The organism is Clostridium sp. Marseille-P2415 (genome assembly GCF_900155545.1).
In the GTDB taxonomy this organism is placed as follows: Bacteria; Bacillota; Clostridia; order Lachnospirales; family Lachnospiraceae; genus Lacrimispora.
Map to the genome: position 1 here is coordinate 3,065 of NZ_LT732525.1, position 19,646 is coordinate 22,710.

At 44.9% G+C, this 19,646-nt stretch carries 13 protein-coding genes; 1 reads left to right on the forward strand and 12 read right to left on the reverse strand.

Going from position 1 to position 19,646, the window contains the following annotated elements; genetic code table 11:
- Nucleotides 1-29 precede the first annotated feature (29 nt).
- The 8 genes from BQ9856_RS00090 to uvrA all read right to left on the reverse strand — a co-directional run bounded on the left by BQ9856_RS00090 (nt 30) and on the right by uvrA (nt 9,835).
- Nucleotides 30-860: a transposase gene (locus tag BQ9856_RS00090; RefSeq protein ID WP_077609165.1), complete on the reverse strand. Its 831-nt coding sequence runs from the start codon at nt 858-860 to the stop codon at nt 30-32.
- Nucleotides 826-1,686: a transposase gene (locus BQ9856_RS00095; RefSeq protein WP_077609174.1), complete on the reverse strand. Its 861-nt coding sequence runs from the start codon at nt 1,684-1,686 to the stop codon at nt 826-828. Before BQ9856_RS00095 ends, BQ9856_RS00090 begins: the two co-directional genes overlap by 35 nt.
- A gap of 303 nt (nt 1,687-1,989) precedes the next feature.
- A complete protein-coding gene (locus BQ9856_RS00100) occupies nt 1,990-2,208 on the reverse strand; it encodes a hypothetical protein (protein WP_077609175.1) in 219 nt (72 codons plus the stop codon).
- Nucleotides 2,209-2,364: 156 nt separating this feature from the next.
- Nucleotides 2,365-3,411, reverse strand: coding sequence for a helix-turn-helix domain-containing protein (locus BQ9856_RS00105; protein WP_077609176.1), 1,047 nt, complete (start codon nt 3,409-3,411; stop codon nt 2,365-2,367).
- Between the two features lie 131 nt (nt 3,412-3,542).
- Nucleotides 3,543-4,370, reverse strand: a complete 828-nt coding sequence (locus BQ9856_RS00110) for a MerR family transcriptional regulator (protein ID WP_077609177.1) — start codon at nt 4,368-4,370, stop codon at nt 3,543-3,545.
- A gap of 290 nt (nt 4,371-4,660) precedes the next feature.
- Complete coding sequence (locus tag BQ9856_RS25015; RefSeq protein WP_235839083.1) at nt 4,661-4,756, reverse strand: putative holin-like toxin; 96 nt, start codon at nt 4,754-4,756, stop codon at nt 4,661-4,663.
- Between the two features lie 213 nt (nt 4,757-4,969).
- A complete protein-coding gene (guaA, locus tag BQ9856_RS00115; protein WP_442855476.1) occupies nt 4,970-6,499 on the reverse strand; it encodes a glutamine-hydrolyzing GMP synthase in 1,530 nt (509 codons plus the stop codon).
- Between the two features lie 510 nt (nt 6,500-7,009).
- The gene (gene uvrA / locus BQ9856_RS00125; protein ID WP_077609180.1) at nt 7,010-9,835 is read right to left on the reverse strand and encodes an excinuclease ABC subunit UvrA; all 2,826 of its coding nucleotides are present in this window, start codon (nt 9,833-9,835) and stop codon (nt 7,010-7,012) included.
- 344 nt (nt 9,836-10,179) lie between these two features.
- On the opposite strand from uvrA, the gene BQ9856_RS00130 reads away from it, so the two are divergent.
- Nucleotides 10,180-12,168, forward strand: a complete 1,989-nt coding sequence (locus tag BQ9856_RS00130; RefSeq protein ID WP_077609181.1) for a YARHG domain-containing protein — start codon at nt 10,180-10,182, stop codon at nt 12,166-12,168.
- A 190-nt stretch (nt 12,169-12,358) separates the two neighbouring features.
- Here BQ9856_RS00130 and BQ9856_RS00135 read toward each other — a convergent pair whose 3' ends face one another.
- From BQ9856_RS00135 to BQ9856_RS00150, 4 genes are all read right to left on the reverse strand, one after another.
- Nucleotides 12,359-13,783: an FMN-binding protein gene (locus tag BQ9856_RS00135; protein ID WP_139348620.1), complete on the reverse strand. Its 1,425-nt coding sequence runs from the start codon at nt 13,781-13,783 to the stop codon at nt 12,359-12,361.
- A 259-nt stretch (nt 13,784-14,042) separates the two neighbouring features.
- Nucleotides 14,043-17,408 carry an ATP-binding protein gene (locus tag BQ9856_RS00140; RefSeq protein WP_077609183.1) on the reverse strand — a complete coding sequence of 1,122 codons (3,366 nt, stop codon included), beginning with the start codon at nt 17,406-17,408 and terminating at the stop codon, nt 14,043-14,045.
- The gene (locus BQ9856_RS00145; protein ID WP_077609184.1) at nt 17,389-18,039 is read right to left on the reverse strand and encodes a DUF4194 domain-containing protein; all 651 of its coding nucleotides are present in this window, start codon (nt 18,037-18,039) and stop codon (nt 17,389-17,391) included. The genes BQ9856_RS00140 and BQ9856_RS00145 overlap by 20 nt, the downstream gene beginning before the upstream one ends.
- A complete protein-coding gene (locus BQ9856_RS00150; protein WP_442855450.1) occupies nt 18,036-19,412 on the reverse strand; it encodes a Wadjet anti-phage system protein JetA family protein in 1,377 nt (458 codons plus the stop codon). Before BQ9856_RS00150 ends, BQ9856_RS00145 begins: the two co-directional genes overlap by 4 nt.
- Nucleotides 19,413-19,646: the final 234 nt, after the last annotated feature.

Below are 19,646 nucleotides of genomic sequence, written 5' to 3' on the forward strand. Positions count from 1 at the left end.
ACGGTTCTTCCGCAAATGTCCGTTATACATTAGCATCTCAATATCATTTTGGCACTCAAAAGTTTTCTACTGCATCTGCCATACATAGTACGTTTCACCATCTTAAGTTTACTGTTAATTCCCTCCACAAATCCATTACTCAAATCAGATGCTACCGCATTTTCGACAGCTTTTATATCTCGCTGTAAGCCTTTGGCAAAAGATTTTAATTCAGGAATGGCACTATTACTATATCGTTCAATAAAAAGATATAACCCGGGCATGCTTCTACGGATAAAAACATTACGGAAACTCCGAATACAGCTCAGGATTTCCCATACCATCGGGTAAGTTTTGAGAATATAATCTTTATGCTCCGGTGTTAGTTGATTATCATTCATCCAAAGATATTGGAAAATTCCTGCTCTAGTTATATAATCAGCGCTTTTACCTTTTGATCCAGCTTTATATTTCATTCCCTCGGTATAAGTTCTGACATATGGTTGTGGTGCAAAATTCTGTATTTTATATCTTTCTATTTTTACAAGATAATCAAAGGCTGTACTTTTAGCCCCACGATATCCTAGTGAATACAAGCGTTTTACTGTCTTGCTTTTACTATATCCATTATGTAGACACTTAATTATTTCGTCCTTGTAAACGTCCAACTTACTTTGATTAATTCCAGATTCGCAAAGTTCCTTTGGATTACCGGCTCTATACTTTGCGACTGTTCTTCGGCTTATACCCATCCGTTTGGCTATTTCACGATAACTGCAGCCTTCTTTTAAAAAAGTTTGAATCTGGCAAATGACTTGATAACGTTTTTGTTCTCGAGGAGAAAAGTTATCCACAGTCGAAACGATTTTTTTTACAAGCATCACAATTTTTTACAGATTTCGCAACATGACTATCATGAATTACTGTTATATTAGCGGGTACTGCACGGTTTAAGGCACCTTTTACGGCATCAAGAAGATTTTGATGCAGATGGAAACGATCGGCTACCTGCATGACATCAGGAAGCTCTTCACTGATTACTTTTGCATATGCACTTGCCCGATCCCTGGTTACTGCTTTGATATGTTGATTTCCTTTTAGCCACTGGCGAAGAGTCTTGCCATCGCGTCCATCAAGTATGGCAATGGGGTTGTGTGACTTCTCATCTACAATAATAGTGCCGTAGGTATTTCTTTTTTTGAAAGCAAAATCATCAATACCTACGATTTCACCACACTCTGAAGGTGCCTGATTCTCAAAGCGTTTCAGCAAAAGGCGTATTACACTATCGCCACTGATGCGAATGCCCATCTCTTTACAGATACGGGAACAACCTTCGCAGCTCGTTTCCAATGCTAATGTACTGATAAAATCAGCGCATCGCTCCGTCATACGGCTATAGTAATTGAGGAAACCATTATAGGTTTCAGCAATTGTAGAAACCTTGCAAGAATCATTTTCACAGTTATATTCGTGTGCAGTTATTTCAAGCTCTACCTGTTTTCCTAAAATAGGCAGATCCTGTACCTTGCGAATATAGGTGCCATGGTATTGGTTAGAAATTTGTTTACATTCAGGACATTCGCAAGATTCGGTTGCGGATTTCATACGGATTTTTATTTTGGTTCTGTCCACAATAATTTCTGTAATTCTCAATAACTCTGTTGGATAAAATTTATCTAAATTTAATGCTGTAGTATCGTTCATAAACAGTATCTCCTATAGCATTATAGTATATCATATAAACTTTATAAGCGAAAGATACAAAACGGATATTTGCGGAAGAACCATTTTGCCCCGGAATACTCACCATACATTCCCAAAATACACAATATTTATTTGACCGATAGCGTAAATTTTCTTTCGGAAACAAATGGGCAGAAGTCACCCTTGTAATGTATTTAGATTTGCTTCTTCTATTTTAATATATTCCTCTTGTATACACTACTGTATTTTTTATCCATTCATTGCTTCTGTATTTTACAGTCAGGAAATAAAGAACTCAAGGGTTTATGAACTGCTCCGCAGCCCTTGACTTCTTCCTTTCCTGCCCTGTGCTTTATAATCAAGCAATGTTTCTACAAGAATGTTCCGGGCAAGGTTCAGGCTTCTTTCCTGCAAATCCTTCCCGTAAGAATCAATATCAAGAGTTCCTTCCACAAATTCCCTCATAGTCTTTTCGATTTCATAGGTTTTTTTTTCGATAAAATGTTGTATACTGTTAATCATAGAAAGCACCTTTCTTTGCGTAATTGATTTTTGGCAAAACTATTCTATCACAAAGAGGTGTTTTCTCTTTCTTCCACTTTTTAGATTCTATAATTTCCCATTTACCGAAATTAATTTTACACTACTCGATAAAACTACACCGTAAGAAACCTTATTTTAATGGCTTGCTATATTTTGTAATTCCTCCATCAACACCTGATATCTCTCATCATCCCTCAAAAAATCAATGCTGTCGTCTGTTTCAAAACCTCTTTTAAGCATAAATATAATAGTCTCTGATCCATGTTCCGGGAACTTCATATGGCTGTATAATTCAGAATGTTTGTAAGCATCCATTTCTTTTATTCCGTGAATCATATCCTTTAGAATATTGAAAGCAGCCTCTTTGTCTTTTCGGGATACTGCCAGCTCCCAGCCCGGTGAAGCTTCCATATATTTTCCCATTTCCAGTAATCCGGCCAGCTTTTTCTGCTTTTCCACAATCCTTTCAGCCTTTGCCACATTGCCTTCTTCCTTAGCCAAATGATGTATCCCATGCAGCGCCCATGAAATATCTCCATATCCGGAGAACAGCAGCCTCTCATATAGTTCATATGCTTCTGCTGTTTTTCCCTGCTTGTCATATAAAATAGCCTGAAACCGATTCGGATTGAATCCCTGTTTGGGAATCTGATTCAAATAATCCTGAGCCTGCTCATATTCTTTTATTGATATGGAAAATGTAAACAACGCCCTCAGTGCAGACTGTACAATATCATGATCTGAACTATTTAATGAACGTTTGTATAATTCATGGATCGCATTATCGTATGGACCGGAATGCCCTTCGCCCGTCACAATAAGGTAACTGTCCAGAAGCTGTGCCACGGTTAACACAAGCCTGTCACAATTGGGATATTCCTGTACTTTCTTCATTGCCCAATGGAATACCGAATCATAATCCTCATTTTTTATCCTGGCATTTATCTCCGTCACAACCTGTTCTATTTCCTTTTCTGTCAGATCCTCCTGATAAGAAAGCAGGTTATCTGTGCTGATTCCTAACAGCCTTGCAATTGGTGCCAATAGGGAAATATCCGGAAAGGAATTTCCATTTTCCCACTTATTAACTGCCGGAGCCGTGACCCCTAAATAGTTTGCCATCTCTTCTTGTGTTAATTGTTTATCTTTTCGGTATTTTCGTATTACTTCACCTATTTTCATTCTTGATTCCTCCAGTCGGATGATTCTCGTACTGCATTGGCCTTTGCTGGTATAAGCATATCAAATCAACTCACACATTTCAATTGAATGGCTGTTAACTATTTTTCATATTTATTAACTGATGATCAATATCATGTATTCTTATTTTCAAAATAATATTGAAATGCTTTTCCGATAAACTCAGATGCTCCTTTGCCATGTATTCTATCCGTAATTTCTATAATTTTTTCATTATGAAAATATCCATCAATGACCATATTCCAGTAATTGTCCCCCTTGTTCGAATTGGTGGGCACTTCATCTGCCATCAATATAAGTTCGTGTACAATATCCTGAATTTCCTTGGATTTAACATCCTTTGTGATATCTGCAACAAGCTGGGCATTTAATGCTTTATTTCTTTCCAGGTAATCACTGCCTTTCGATGTAAAGCTTTGAACTTTTTCCATAATTTCCGAAAAATGACTCAAATTTTCTTTCATCGCTTCTGTATACTTTTCAATGCTGCCGTATTGTTTGATAGCAAGTTTGGCAACTTTCGATTCATCATCCTTTAATTTTTCTATTAATTGATTAAATTTCTCCACGCTCCCCCAGTATTTTATTACTTCCTCTGTGTTCTCAGCTTTAAACTGTTCTAATGCCTGTATATACTCACTCATATCAAATTCTTTAAAACTCATACATGTCTCTCCTTTTTCCAATTTCTCCAGCAGACTGAGCAACCGGTCCAGCCTGTCACGTTTTACACGTATTAACTCTTTCTGTTTTTTGAATGCTTCAATTTTATCAAATTGGGGATTTTCCATTATTTCTTTGATTTCTTTTAACTGGAAATCCAATTCTTTGAAAAATAATATCTGCTGCAGCGTTTTTAATGATTCATCGTCATACAAACGGTAACCAGAATCCGTTACTTTTGAAGGTTTAAATACTCCTATTTCGTCATAATAAGGAATCCTCCTCTTTTTTGTTTAGTGAAGATTTTGTTATGCAGATTAATTTTACTACAAAAAGGAAGAAGATTCCTTATATTTTAAGCATTTTTTGAAAGTTGTTTATAGAAGGAGTCATAAATTCGAGCCTCTGTGGATAAATCTGCGGAAACTCAAGTAGGTCTTGAAATTTCCAAAGACATGATTTATAATAACAATATAAAAGAGCAACCGCCCACAAGGTGGAAGCCCAATTAGAGATTAAGCGTCCTTACGGACACCGCCTACCCTGTTGGCTGACAGGGTAGGCATTTTTACTTTCGCTTATTGTTCCTATCTATGTAGGTCAGTAATGCGATCAGGAATGACCCGCCTAAAAATAATATACTTAAGGCCTGGTATGTATCCATATGCATCACCTCCCCTCTTCTGCAAGTTGGGAGGCTTCCACCCTGTACACGGTGCTCATGGAAGATTATAACGTGTACCGGCCCATTTCACAATATGCTTTTCTTCTGCTTCAAAAAACCTCTGTAAAATTATATTAATGTCACAGCAATGTCACAAGGCAAAAATAAACCTCGAAAACCCAGTGTTTATGCGGGTTCCGAGGTTTTTTCCAATCACTCGAATTCAATCGTAGCCGGCGGCTTCCCCGTGCAGTCATAAAGCACCCGGTTCACGCCCTTCACTTCATTTACAATCCTTCTGGTCACCGTCCCCAGCACCTCCCAGGGCAGTTCCGCAGATTCCGCTGTCATAAAGTCAGAAGTAAGCACCGCTCTGAGAGCGATGGCATAGTCATAGGTCCTCTCATCTCCCATGCAGCCAACCGAGCGCATATTGGTCAGTGCCGCAAAGTACTGTCCCAGTCCCTTATCCACACCGGCCTTGGCGATCTCTTCTCTGTAAATAGCGTCCGCCTCCTGCACAATTCTCACCTTCTCAGGAGTAATTGCACCGATGATCCGGACTCCAAGTCCCGGACCCGGGAATGGCTGACGGTAAACGAGATATTCCGGAATTCCAAGCTCCAGCCCTGCTTTTCTTACCTCATCCTTAAACAGAAGCCTTAAAGGCTCAATAATTTCCTTAAAATCCACATGCTCAGGAAGGCCGCCCACATTGTGGTGGGACTTGATCACAGCGGACTTTCCAAGGCCAGACTCGATCACGTCCGGATAAATGGTTCCCTGCACAAAGAAATCCACTGCCCCTATCTTCTTAGCCTCATCTTCAAACACCCGGATAAATTCCTCACCAATGATTTTACGCTTTCTCTCCGGCTCTTCCACGCCTGCCAGCTTACCATAGAATCGTTCCTGGGCATCGACACGGATGAAATTCAGATCATACGGGCCTTCCGGTCCAAATACCGCCTCGACCTCATCGCCCTCGTTCTTACGGAGAAGACCGTGATCCACAAATACACAGGTAAGCTGTTTCCCTACCGCTTTTGCCAGCATAACGGCAGCTACGGAAGAATCAACGCCGCCGGATAAGGCACAGAGTACCTTACCGTTTCCAACCTTTTCCCGGATTGCCTGAATGGAAGTCTCCACAAAGGAATCCATCTTCCAGTCTCCTGAGCATTTGCATACATTGTAAACGAAATTGGAAAGCATTTTAGTCCCTTCCTGGGTATGCATGACCTCTGGATGGAACTGTACCGCATAAAGGCCGCGCTCCCCGCATTCCATACCGGCAACCGGGCAAACCGGTGTATGTGCCGTAATATGGAACCCTTCCGGCGCCTTCTCTATATAATCCGTATGACTCATCCAACAGATGGTCTTTGGACTTACTTTTTCTAAAATTTTGCTGTCCGACTCAATGTCAACCTCTGTCTTACCGTATTCGCTGACAGGAGCAGTGGCGACCTTGCCGCCCAGCATATACGCCATTAACTGGGAGCCGTAGCAGATTCCCAGGATCGGGATCCCCATATCAAAGATTTCCTTCTCACAGCGAGGTGATTCTTCCTTATATACGCTGTTTGGACCACCAGTAAAAATGATTCCTTTCGGATTCATTTCCTTAATCTTGTCCAATGACAGGGTGTAGGGATGGACCTCACAGTAAACATTGCATTCTCTGACCCTTCTGGCAATCAGCTGGTTGTACTGTCCGCCGAAATCCAGAACGATAATCATTTCTCTCTTCACGGGTATTCCTCCTAATATAGTCTTCAACAAATAGCGCTTTGGGTTACATTATATTCTACTTCCTATGGCTTGACAAGTATTTTCTTGAATTCCTATAAAAGATGTCGAATATAACAAGTTACTGGCCTTTCCGCTCATATTTTCTCATCAATCAGACAGAAACTACTCCCTTCCCTCATTTCACGGTTCTTTCACACTTTTATCAAATTTTGATCACAAAGATCAGGTATCATGATACTCGTAAACAAATGATACAGCTTTTCTCATTAAACTTTTTTTCATATAATGCTGGCAGAAATTCCCCTTTCTGCCAGCCCCCTCCCTTTATCTGGAAACGATTCCCTTGTAACATGTACATCTCAATTATCCATTTTAGCAGCCCATTCACAGAACTGAAAATATAGGAAAATCCCGCATCTCGAAGTATGCCATTTTTAAAACGGCAGTTTTTTCGAAATGCGGAATTTTCCGGCATTATATTCCATGCAACCGATCGGTTTACTCCAAGTACTTCTTTACATAATATCCGGTGTAAGAATCCGGGCATTCTGCCACCTCTTCCGGAGTACCCTGGGTGATTACCGTACCGCCCTTATCTCCACCCTCCGGACCGATATCAATGAGATAATCCGCAGTCTTGATCACATCCAGGTTGTGTTCGATAACGACCACCGTATTCCCGCCTTCCGACAGCTTCCGTAAAATTTCGATCAGCTTATGGACATCTGCAAAATGAAGTCCGGTCGTAGGCTCGTCCAGAATGTAGATGGTCTTACCGGTTCCGCGCTTGCTTAACTCCGTAGCCAGCTTGATCCTCTGGGCCTCCCCGCCGGAAAGCTCTGTCGAAGGCTGTCCCAGCCTGATATAGGAAAGCCCCACGTCATTGAGCGTAGAGATTTTCCTTGCAATGGAAGGAACATTTTCAAAGAATTTCAGCGCCTCTTCCACCGTCATATTCAGCACATCATAGATACTCTTTCCCTTGTATTTCACATCCAGTGTCTCACGGTTATACCGTTTTCCGCCGCAGACCTCACAGGGAACGTAAACATCCGGAAGGAAGTGCATCTCGATCTTAATGATACCGTCGCCGCTGCAGGCTTCGCACCGTCCTCCCTTTACATTGAAGCTGAAACGTCCCTTGGAATATCCCTTTGCCTTTGCATCTGAAGTGGAAGCGAATAAGTCACGGATCAAATCAAACACCCCCGTATAAGTAGCCGGGTTGGACCTGGGCGTCCGGCCTATGGGGGACTGGTCAATGGCGATGATCTTATCCAGCTGCTCTGCTCCTTCGATTCCCTTATGCTTACCCGGTATGGTCCTGGCACGGTTCAGTTTCTTTGCCAGGGACTTATAAAGGATTTCGTTGACCAGAGAGCTCTTACCGGAACCGGATACACCTGTTACACAGGTCATGACTCCCAGCGGGAAAGTTACATCGATGTTCTTTAAGTTATTCTCTGCCGCTCCCTTTACCGTCAAATAACCGGTGGGCTGCCTTCTCTCCTTTGGAACCGGAATTTTAATGCGCCCGCTTAAATAAGCTCCTGTAATGGAGTCCTTATTTTTCATGATCTGTTTTGCATTCCCCACAGCCACCACATTACCGCCGTGCTCCCCGGCACCCGGTCCGATATCCACGATGCAGTCCGCCGCCATCATGGTATCCTCGTCATGTTCCACAACCATTACGCTGTTTCCCAGGTCACGAAGGTGCAAAAGGGTCTTTAACAGCTTGTCATTATCCCTCTGGTGAAGACCGATACTTGGCTCATCCAGAATGTAGGCCACGCCTACCAGTCCGGAGCCGATCTGGGTAGCCAGGCGGATTCTCTGGGCCTCACCTCCGGACAGAGTTCCGGTAGCCCGGGTCAGGGTCAGATAATCAAGCCCCACATCGATCAGGAAAGAGATCCTGGCCCGGATTTCTTTTAAAATCTGGTCTCCGATGGCGTGCTGCATCGGTGTCAGATTAAGCTCGTCCATGAATTCACGGAACCGGACAATGGACATATTGGTCGCTTCGTAAATGTTCTTATCCCCTACCGTAACGGCCAGAGATTCTTTTTTCAGCCTCATGCCGCCGCAGGCAAGACAAGGAGTGATCCGCATAAACGATTCATACTCTGCCTTGGACGACTCGGAATAAGTCTCCCGGTATCTCCGGGCAACGTTCTGAATCAGCCCTTCAAAGGCCACGTCATAGATCCCTTCCCCGCGCTGTCCCTTATAATGGACCTTGACCTCTTTCCCATTGGTTCCATGGATAAGAATGTCGTGCACTTCCTTCGGATAATCCTCAAAGGGAGTATCCAGACGGAATTTGTATTCTTTGGCAAGTGCCTCCAAAACAGCCCGTGTATAGCTGCCCTTATCCGTACAGGACTGCCATCCCATCACCACAATGGCCCCCCGGTCAATGCTCAGACTCTTATCCGGAATCATCAGGTCCTCGTCAAATTCCATCTTATATCCAAGCCCAAAACAATCCGGGCAGGCACCGAACGGATTGTTGAAGGAAAAGCTTCTTGGCTCCACTTCATCAATACTGATTCCGCAGTCCGGGCAGGAAAAGCTCTGGCTGAAATTAACAGGCTGTCCATCCACCACATCCACGGTCATCAGGCCGTTTGCCAGCTCCATGACCGTCTCAATGGAATCGGTCAGACGCTTTTCAATCCCTTCCCGAATGGCAAGACGGTCCACCACAACTTCAATGTTATGCTTGATATTCTTATCCAGCTTGATTTCTTCCGAAAGCTCATAGAGATTTCCGTCAATGCGGATCCTTACATATCCGCTCTTCCGGGCATGCTCCAGAACCTTTGCATGTTCGCCTTTTCGTCCGCGGACAACCGGGGCCAGAAGCTGGATCTTCGTACGCTCCGGCAGTTCCATGATCTGGTCAACCATCTGGTCAACGGTCTGCTTTCGGATCTCCCGTCCGCACTTGGGACAGTGGGGGATACCGATCCTGGCATAAAGAAGCCTCATGTAATCGTAAATCTCAGTGACCGTACCCACGGTGGAACGGGGGTTGCGGTTCGTCGACTTCTGGTCAATGGAAATGGCCGGTGACAGCCCTTCTATGCTCTCTACATCCGGCTTCTCCATCTGCCCCAGAAACTGACGGGCGTAGGAGGAAAGAGACTCCATGTAGCGTCTCTGCCCCTCGGCATAGATGGTATCAAAAGCCAGGGAAGACTTTCCTGATCCGCTAAGGCCGGTTAAGACAACCAGCTCATTCCTTGGAATATCCACGGAAATGTTCTTTAAGTTGTGCTCATTGGCACCTCTTATCTTGATATACTGTTTTGCCATAATATACTCCTGTAATAAACTAAAATCCTGAATATCACAACATTGGAATGCGGACCACATCTGGTCCGCATTCCAATGACTCAGCAACCGATTTTCCCCATTATAGCATACTTTCTTCCTTATTGCAAACATTTGTTCGATATTTGTTTAAGATAACTTTGCAAAGACTTATAACCATGCCATTATCCGGCAAATTTCATAAGTCCCGATCATTCACATTCCTGCACCCATTTGAAACGATACTGGTAATATTCGGCTAAACTCTGGTAACGGATAAAAATATGTACCCAATAAAAAAATGCATGCTATAATCATTATATAACAAATTTGATGAAAGGGAAAATATGAAACCATATCCATTCTTACCAATTGCGCTCATCACTGCAGCCCTGTTCACAGCCGGGTGCGGAAGGAATACCGGTCTGCAGCAGGAGCCAACCGGTCCCAAAACAGAACAGACAACAGAAAAAGGAACAGACACATATGCAGAAGCAACCCCTCCTGCCCATCAGGCCAATGGAAAAAAAGAAGCCCCGGACAATGTGACGATACAGACCTGGTCCGAACAAAAATACATAAAATACTCTGACAAAGGCGAGCTGATCTATCAATGGAAAACTCACGTACCCGAAGTAATAATATCCGGTGACCCGGAAGCTCAATACCGCTTAAACCGCTGTTTAAGGGAATACGACAAGGATTCCGAAATGTATGATTTCATCAGCAGGGCCCAGGACAGATACTCCTCTTCCTCAAAAACAGGAGAAAAGTGGCAGGGAGGATTTGGCTTCACCTATGACTATACGGTGCTTAAGAATGACGGCCGGCTTTTGAGCCTTAAATGGGATTATGTCAACTATTTCGGAGACGCATACGGCGATTACGCTTCTTATCTGAATTCATTTGATACAAAGACCGGACAGAAATTAACCCTGGACTCTCTGGCTGAAAATCCGGAAGATCTCAAACTGGCGCTGCGGAATGAAATTACGGAACAGATGAAATCCACCGTTGACGACGGTACCATTTTGCAGAATGTCATGACCGCGGACATTCAGAACTTTGCATTCCAGGCAGACGGCATCAAAATCCATTATAATCTCTATGAACTGGGCGGCCCCTATCCCCTTGGCAGTCAGGAATTTCTGGTCCCATATAAGAAGGTGGAAAATCTGTTAAATGATTATGGAAAGCAATTAGCCTCCCACGCCTCAGAATATGCCGACGAGCCTGAAACAGAGGAACCTGCTCCGGATTATATCTTTCCTCAAAGCAGCACAGCAGCTTTGACCGGAGCCGATTTACTTGAGGCAGATTCCTCCACGCTCCGCCTGGCAAGAAACGAAATTTTTGCCCGTCACGGAAGGAAGTTTGACGCCTCTGATCTACAGGATTATTTTAATCAAAAAACATGGTATCACGGTGAGATCGATCCGACGGCATTTGACGAAGGCGTATTCAATGACATAGAAAAGAGGAATCTGGATCTGATCCGAATTTCCGAAGAACAATTAAAATCGAAAGAAATCACGGACAGCGGCGTTATCCTGGAACCAAACTGCGACTACCGGCTTGACTTAGACGGCGATGGTATCTGTGAAACGGTTCGATGGAATCCGGTCGGGGACACACAGGATCGGGCTGCTGCAAAAATGGAACTTCTCATCAACGGACAGAAGCAGTCCTGCATACCGGAGGACCTGCAGGGCAATGTTACGCTGAGCGCTCTGGATCTGCAAAAAGAAGATAAGGAAATTGAACTGCACCTTGACATGGCCCAGGATTCCGATACATTGTCCTCCTTCAGTTTTTACCGTTACCGGAACGGAAAGCTGGAACAGATCGCTGATCTGGCCGGAAAAGTATGCGGCGGAAACGGAAATTTATACCGGGAAAACGGTTTTCGGGCAGATGGGGACGGCATCCTGGCAGTCAATGCCGATACTCCTTTTAGCGGAACCTCTCAGCAGTTCGGATGCTATTATGTGAATTTGTTATTTTCCTATAAGAACGGAAAAATGGAGGAGATTCCTCAGGATATTTATGATAAAAAGGATTACGGCCCTGTCACCTCTGCCTTCCGGCATGATAACGAATGGCAATATTATGTGGTTTCCACAGAATTCACCCCTACGACTGAGATGAACGGGAACACCCCCGCCTTCCAGGCAAAACCGGGAGAAACGGTATGTCCGGTCGCCTGGGCTCTGAAGGGCGGGGAATCCTATGTGCTGGTCATGAATGAAGCCGGAGCATGCGGCTGGGTGAAAGAGCTTCCCTGGGATATGGACCCGGATACCGCTTATTATGTTGCGGTTCCCGCCTGGGGATAGCAGGAAAACAGTCTCTTCCCTTTTAAACGAAACGATTTATTTTTAGTGAAGCGGATATTCGCAATCCGCTTCATTGCTTGATCTGGATAAAAAATACCCTGATAGTAAGACACGGAATAAAAAGACCGTGCTTAACTATCAGGGTATTTTTTGTATCATATATTAATGATTTTAAAACAAATAATTATATTTATTCAGCAGCTTCTGCAGCAGCAACGATGCTGCCCAGATAGTTGTTGGTATCTACCAATGTAGCGCCGGATACAGCGTCCACTGCGGCCTCAGCTTCCCCTTTGGCAATTCCGCTGATTTCAGCGATGGTCTTACCATTGGCATAATCCTGGATGCTGTTATAATTGTCGGACAGGGCAGTGGTTGCACCACCGCGTTCAGCCATATTAGCACTGTAAACAGCATCGTTATAGCGTTTGGAAACCAATGCAGTACCTGCAATGAAGTTTTTACCAAATTCCTGGTCGCTGTTAGGTACGCCTACTACCGCTCCGGTCATAGGTTGATATTCGTCTAAATAAGATAAGAGGATGGTGTCGCCATCAACAAGCGCGCTGGCAACAAGGAAGCAATTTGTACCATGAGCGGCTGCTTCTATACGTCCAAATTTCAGGGAGGATACATCGCCGGAAAATTCAACCGGATCATTGGAGGCAGCAACACGGGCAGCTTCGATAACGGATTTGATATAACCGCTTGTGTCTGCCAGAGTTGCTGAGGATACAGCGTCGACAACCGCTTCGGCAGAGTTATTATAAATGAGATTTTCTAATTCAGCAACAGTCTTGCCTTTCACATAGTCCTGGATGGCATCTAAGTTGTCGGCTAATGCTATCGTGGAGCCTCCGTGATCAGCCATGTTAGCGCTGTATGTATCATTATTGAGCCGTTTGGATCCTAAAACCTTCTTAGAATCTGCATATTTTTCGCCAAAGTCTTTATCGCTGTTAGGGACTGCAACGGCAGTTTCGGCATCCATAAACTGATATTCATCGATGTAAGCAACCGCAATGGTGCTGCCATCCAATACAACGGTAGTCACGGCAAAGCTTTTATCACCATGAGCGGCATATTCCATCTGGCCGATCCGAAGACCTGCTCCAACTTCTCCGACAGGATCATTATTAAAAACTGGTACGGTGAATTCGGATACAGCTTTTTCATCATCACCTGCTTCTTCAGGCGATGTTCCATTAAGCGCATTATTAAATGCAGTAAAGATGGCTTCGCTTGTGACAGTCGCACCGGATATGGCGTCCACACCATCTACGCCGTTGGCTTTCACGATCAGATCGGGCAGCTGGTCAATGGCTTTCGAACCGACACCGTTAGTCTCATCCGGACCATCTGCAGAAACAGAAACAATAGTGTCTCCTTCTCTGGCGACGGTTACAGTTACCAAACCGCCATAGCCCTGTGCCTGACCCACAAGGGCTTCCGCAGGGACTGAATCACTTGTAGCTTCACCGGTACTTTCAGTCGTGCCGGTGTTAGTACTCCCGCAGGCAGAAAGACTCAGGACCATTGCCAGCGGCAGCATTGTTGCAAATAACTTTTTCATAAATTTCCTCCGTTCATTTTGCTCAATTTCATATAAGTACAACAATCCTCAAAAGTGAGTTGTTGTATCTTTAATTATAATGGGAAATATTGGTGATTACAACATAAAGATTGATTAAATTTTATCAATTAACTGAAGCCCCACTATTTTTATACAAAAGAATATTTCAAAAATCAAAAAGCTTTAAGCAAAATAGACGAAATGTTATAGAAATAACATAATTACCCCATGCTTCAACTGTTAATGGATTCTTTGGGCCGGCTTTTCCATTTCACCATGAATCATATTCATTAACGTCTGCCTATATTTCCTCCTCATCAAGCTCCCGCATCAATTCCGGAAAGCTTTCCCTCTCAAATTCCTGGATGGATATGGACTTCTTATTGGGATTGGCGAACACAAAGGTCTTGTCCACGTTTTCCACATAGTTCTGGATCTTATCATTGGTTGCACTGATAATGGCCTGGAAGCCCAGACCGCGGATCAGCTCGATACAGCTTGCCACCTTCTCCCCATCCATCTTGGAAAATGCCTCATCAAGCACCACCAGACGGATGGTGGGATTCCTCTGTATTTTCGGGGACAGGCTGATGCGGTAGGCCTGGGCAAAGCTGGCCAGCAGGGCTACATAAAGGGGGTTCTGCCCTTCACCGCCGGAATTTTTCTTGATCATCTTGCTTAAGCGGATCTTGATGACTTCGTCCTCGTTTTGGATCAGCTGCTGCATATCAAAGGATAAATAGGTCCGGTAATCCGCATATTTATCCATATTCCGCTTAGCTTCCTCCATCTGCTCCGGCGTGGCATTGTCCGGCGGAATGAAAATATTGATCAGATCATTGATCACTTCCCCGTACTGATTCTCGTGTTCCATGGTAAACAGATTCATCTGGTTGTCCAGGGAATCCCTAAGGTAGGACGGATTTACCTCCAGGGAATCATCCATGAACATGTCATAATATCTGCCGTCAGCCCCCCGGTTCTTCCCGATGACGAACTGGTATTTGTCTTTTCCGAAATCAAGGCGGCTGATGATCCGGTTCAGCTCATCCTTCCGCTGCAGGGCATCCCGTATGGCACATCTGATTTTGAAAATAAAATCTTCTTTAAAATGAAGGACCGCGGACTTGGCCTGCTCGGCAGCAAGCTTCTTATATTCTTCCAGATTTCCGCACTCCATGATTTCAAGAAGACTGTCATACTCCCGGTTGTCCTTTTCTGTCAGCGAGAAATTCCGGTTAGGGTATTTTCTGGCATAATCCCCTCTGGCAGCCACGAGGAGCCGGAATGCCTCGTCACGGGCTTCCTCTGCCTGCTTCCATTTTCCAAAGAATTTATCCTTAAGACGGTCATACCGCGGAGTTTCGCTGCCCTCTAAAAATCTCTTTACCTCGGTTTCCAGCTCCTCATCCGGTTTAAACTCCCGTTCTTTCAGAACCAGTTCTTCCTGCAGCTGCAAAACCTCCTTATGAAAGCCTTCTATCTTACCGCTGATATCGAAAATCAGCTTATCCACAGCCCTCTGCTCCGCCCTCTTTCCCTCGCAGAGCTTCCCAATGGCCTCCCGCTCCTTCTCCCATTCCTCTACATTCCGGGCCTTGAGCTTCTCCAGCTTCTGTTCCAGCTTTTTGATCTCTTTTTCCTTCTCTTTCAAGGCTGCCATATCCTGCTGCCACTCTAAGTAAACGCCGGTATCCTCGCTCAACGCCTCCATGGACAGAATCCTTTCACACTCCTTTAAAAGCTTCTCCTGGGGCTTTTTCTCCTCCTCCATAGAAGCCAGGTTCTTTTCCAGAAGCCGGATTCTTCTGCGTACGCTGTCCTTGCCGATATAGGCGAACTTGGTGTAATTATCGGGATTCATATGCTGCAAACGGAAGGTATGGTATAACATGCAGTCAGGAGTCACTCCGATGCGGCAGCGGCGCAGTTCTTCTATGCTCCTGCATTTTACCACCTTCCCTAAAAGCAGGTCTATATACGGCTGCAAATAAGACTCCCGTACCACCACCTCTTCCGCCAGAGCATCTGCCGCAACTTCATAAGAATTCTGCCCTGCCTTTTCGATATCCAGAACTGCCACATTAAAATATTCATTCCGGTCCAGTTCTCCGTATACAGCCATGGCTGCTTCCGCGTAAGCCGGAGCCACTACCAGAGACAGCTTGTTATTTCCCAGATAACCTTCCACCGCATTTCTCCAGGTTTCATCCCTGATATCCAAAAGATCCGCCAGTACATGGACTTCCACCGCCCTGCCGGTTTCCTCTAAAAGACGCTGCCGGATGAAAGACCTTGCACGCTCCAGATACTTTGGATAAGCCTTGTTTCCTGTCTTCAGCTGGGTAAGCTCCTCACTGGTCAGACGTTCCTTTTTCCGGATATCCCGAAGTGCACCCTCCGCCTCTTTTCTGGTTTCTTCTGTTTCCTTTTGCATCCCGGCTATGGATTTTTTCAAACGGTTCAGCTTTTCTTCATCCACAGTGTTCTTTTCGAACTCTTCCATGTCCCATATGGTCTGGTTGGAAGTAGTCTCTTCGTCTGCCCAGGCCTTTAACCGCTCTGCGGTCTGGGACCACTTGACAGCGCTTTTGTTCAAATGGTCTGACAGTTCTCTTGCAGAGCCCAGCTGGTTCTTTAAATCCTCATAGCCGGTGGAGGAAATCCTGCGGAGAAGTTCCTCTCCCTGTCTGGCCAGATCATGGATCTGTCCGTCCAGACCGGCCTTTTGCTCCTCCTGACGGACCAGATCGGCTTTGGCAAGCCCGGTCTTATCCGTCAGTGCCTGGATTCTGGTCTGATGATCCAGAATCTCCATTTTCCGGAGGAAATAGGTGTTTTTTCGGATATCCTCTTCCTTTTCACGAACCAACCCAAATTTTTCCCCAATGCCCTTCAGATCATTGATCTCCACACAGGTATCTTCGATCTTCTTCCGCATGCGGCCGTACTGCATGACGCTTTCCTGCATGTCCTCAATGTGGATGTCCTGCTCCATGCAGATGTATTCCTTTACGAAATCCTCCAGCTTGATGTTCATGCGGAACGGAATGGCCCGTTTGAACAGAAGGGGGAATTTCTCCGAATCCAGGCCGCCCAGATAAACATCGTACAGCTGCCTGCGGAACCGCTCGTTATGGGAAGTTGCAAAATAATCCTCTTTGGAATAGAAGGTCTGAAGATAAGCGGACACTTCGTGAGTGGTCATGGTCCTGGAACCGGTCCGGTAGCCGTTTTCCCACAGAGGACCCTTATGCCAGAAAAACTTTCTGGATATTTCATTGGTAGCGGTCTCCACATCAAAGACGATACCCACACACTGGCACTCGTCCGTATCCGTCCGTTTCAGTTCCAGAACAATGGTGGTGGAAAAATTCTGGTTCCGCAAATAGGCAAACTCATTATTCTCTCCGATGTTCACCATGCCGCGCAGGTATTCGATCAGATTCCGGTCCGAATCATCGGCCGCAGCCTTGTTAAAAAATCCCCGGCCGTCGGTATTTGCGTACAGAATGATCTGCATGGCATCAATGACCGTGGATTTCCCGCTGCCGGAATGTCCGGTGAAGAAATTGATTTCCCGGTTAAAGGATAGGGTCTTCCGGTTGATATAATGCCAGTTGTTAAGGAGTATCCGGGACAGGGCCTCAAATTTCTGGTTCATCATCGTCATCGTCTCCTTCTCCAAATGATTCTAACAGGGCGCGTACATCGTCGCCGAACAGCACCACATTGATGCTGGGATAGATGATCATACGGCTGTCTGCATCCAGATCCTCCAAAAGGTCCAGAGGCTCCAGAACCTGATATTTTTTTAACAATGTGACAGCCCTGCGGATTTCCGTGGGCGCAGGCTGTTTTTTAAATAAGCGGTAATTTCCCAGCTTTTCATGGATCTCACTTAATGTGGTGTAGATGTTAACGCTGGTGGACACCGCCGCCATCTGCTCATCGTAAATCAGTTTTAAGACCAGCAGATAAAGCGTCGCTAACTTGGGAAGCTTGTCTCCCACCGTATTCTCACCCTGGATATAGATAAGCCCTGTCTGACTGTTTTCCAGAACATTCACTCCGCTGACGGAGAAATAAGCCCGGATAAACTCCAGGTGCTTGTTGCAGATCCTGAATTCCGGATTAAAGGTAAACCGGCCGGAACGTTTGTCGTACTTGTGCTCCAGAACAAAGGTCTGACGCAGAAGAAGCCGGATGGTTTCAGTTACCTCCGCCCTTTCCTCCTGTCCCAAAGCGTCATAATATGGAATCTGGCTGATGATGCCAGCATTTTCTTCATAGGTCATGATTCTTTCCTCCTTATAAATACCAGCTTCGGGTAGCGGTATCTGCCGTTATCAATGAGTTCCGGCTCCGGATCCTCCACCTGATACAGGCTTTTCCGTCTGGTGGAGTAATCGTAGGCCAGAATCAGCTTTTCAAATTCCTCCGGGGAGCGGACCGTATCTTCCCTTACCACCATACGTCCTTCTTCCATATGAGCTTCTATATAGCTTTCAATTTCCTTCCGGCCGTAACGGTTTTTAAGCCGGTTTAAACTTAATATCTCCTCCATGGTCAGCTCCGCCGGTTCCTCCTCCGGCATTAAATTTTCCTTAAAAACGGACCTGGCCCTTCTTTTTTTATAGAGGGACATTTCAGAAAAAATGGACATCAGGGATAAATTCATACATTTTCCCGCTTCTTTTATGGCTTCCTCCTGATCCTCTGCCTCAGACAAATGATTCAAAAGCTTTATGACAAGCCCCTTCATGTTGTCCTCCTGGTTCAACAGATAGTTAAGCCTGGTAACCGTGGCGCGGATATACCGGGAATGCTCCTTATCCATGTTGGCAATGCGGTGCTCGATATCGTCAAATCCCCGCTCGATCTGGTCCAGCTTTTCCGCAATGTCCGCTGCTGTCACCTTCTGACCGCTGCGGCGGCTCATCTGGTCCAGCCATTCAATATCCTCCCGCATGGAGCCGATCCACCGCTTGATATCATTTTTGTAAAGATAAAAATTATCCGATGTCTTTAAAATATGGTATTTCTTTTTTACGATTTCCTCTACATATCCTTCCAGGTGTTCCTTTAACAGTTCCCCGTATGCCTTCTGCTCCAAAAGGCTTGCAAAGAACTTGTCCATGTTGTGAAGCATATCCTGCAGGGTCTTGTTAAGCCGCTTTGTATTAACATAGGCCGTGTTTAAAAGACTTACGCCGGCCCTGGGATCATTCTTTAAGGAAAACAGGATGGCATAGACATTCTGGATATAGATCTGGGTCTCATCCTCTTCGTCGCTTGTGAGCTTAAAAAATGCCTCAAGCATGACAGCAGCATAATCAGGGATTATGATATTTACCGTCATGGAGGCATAATCATCCACTTTCCGAAGCCAGCCTGCCCTTAAAAGCCAGTTTAAGACCCTGGCTGCCGGAGGCTCCATGGCATCTGCCTCGTCTTCCAGCTCATCCTGCCAGATGACCAGCCGCTTCTGGGTGAAATACTCCTCCAGGACCTGGAGGCAGACCTCCCGGCTTAAAAAGTAGTTGCTGTATTCATATTCCTCATTGATTTTTAACAGAGCTTCTATGTACGTAGACCGGTTAATGGAACGGAACAATCCCCAGAACCGGTCCGGTATTTCATTCATCAGTATCATTGGTTTCTGTATCATCTCCTGTTTTTCTGCTGCATCATCAGTTCCTTACATGGAGTACCTGCCTCATTTTATGAAAACAGACAGAAAAAAAGGCTATCACCAGTTCATGACAGCCGATTGATTTTCATTGCCATACGTTTTCCTAATTAATCCAAGGCTTCTGATATCCTATTATAACAAAAATAACCATTTCTTACAATATAATTATCCACGCAGGAGTCCAGAGTGATTTAAAACCGCAGGAAAACT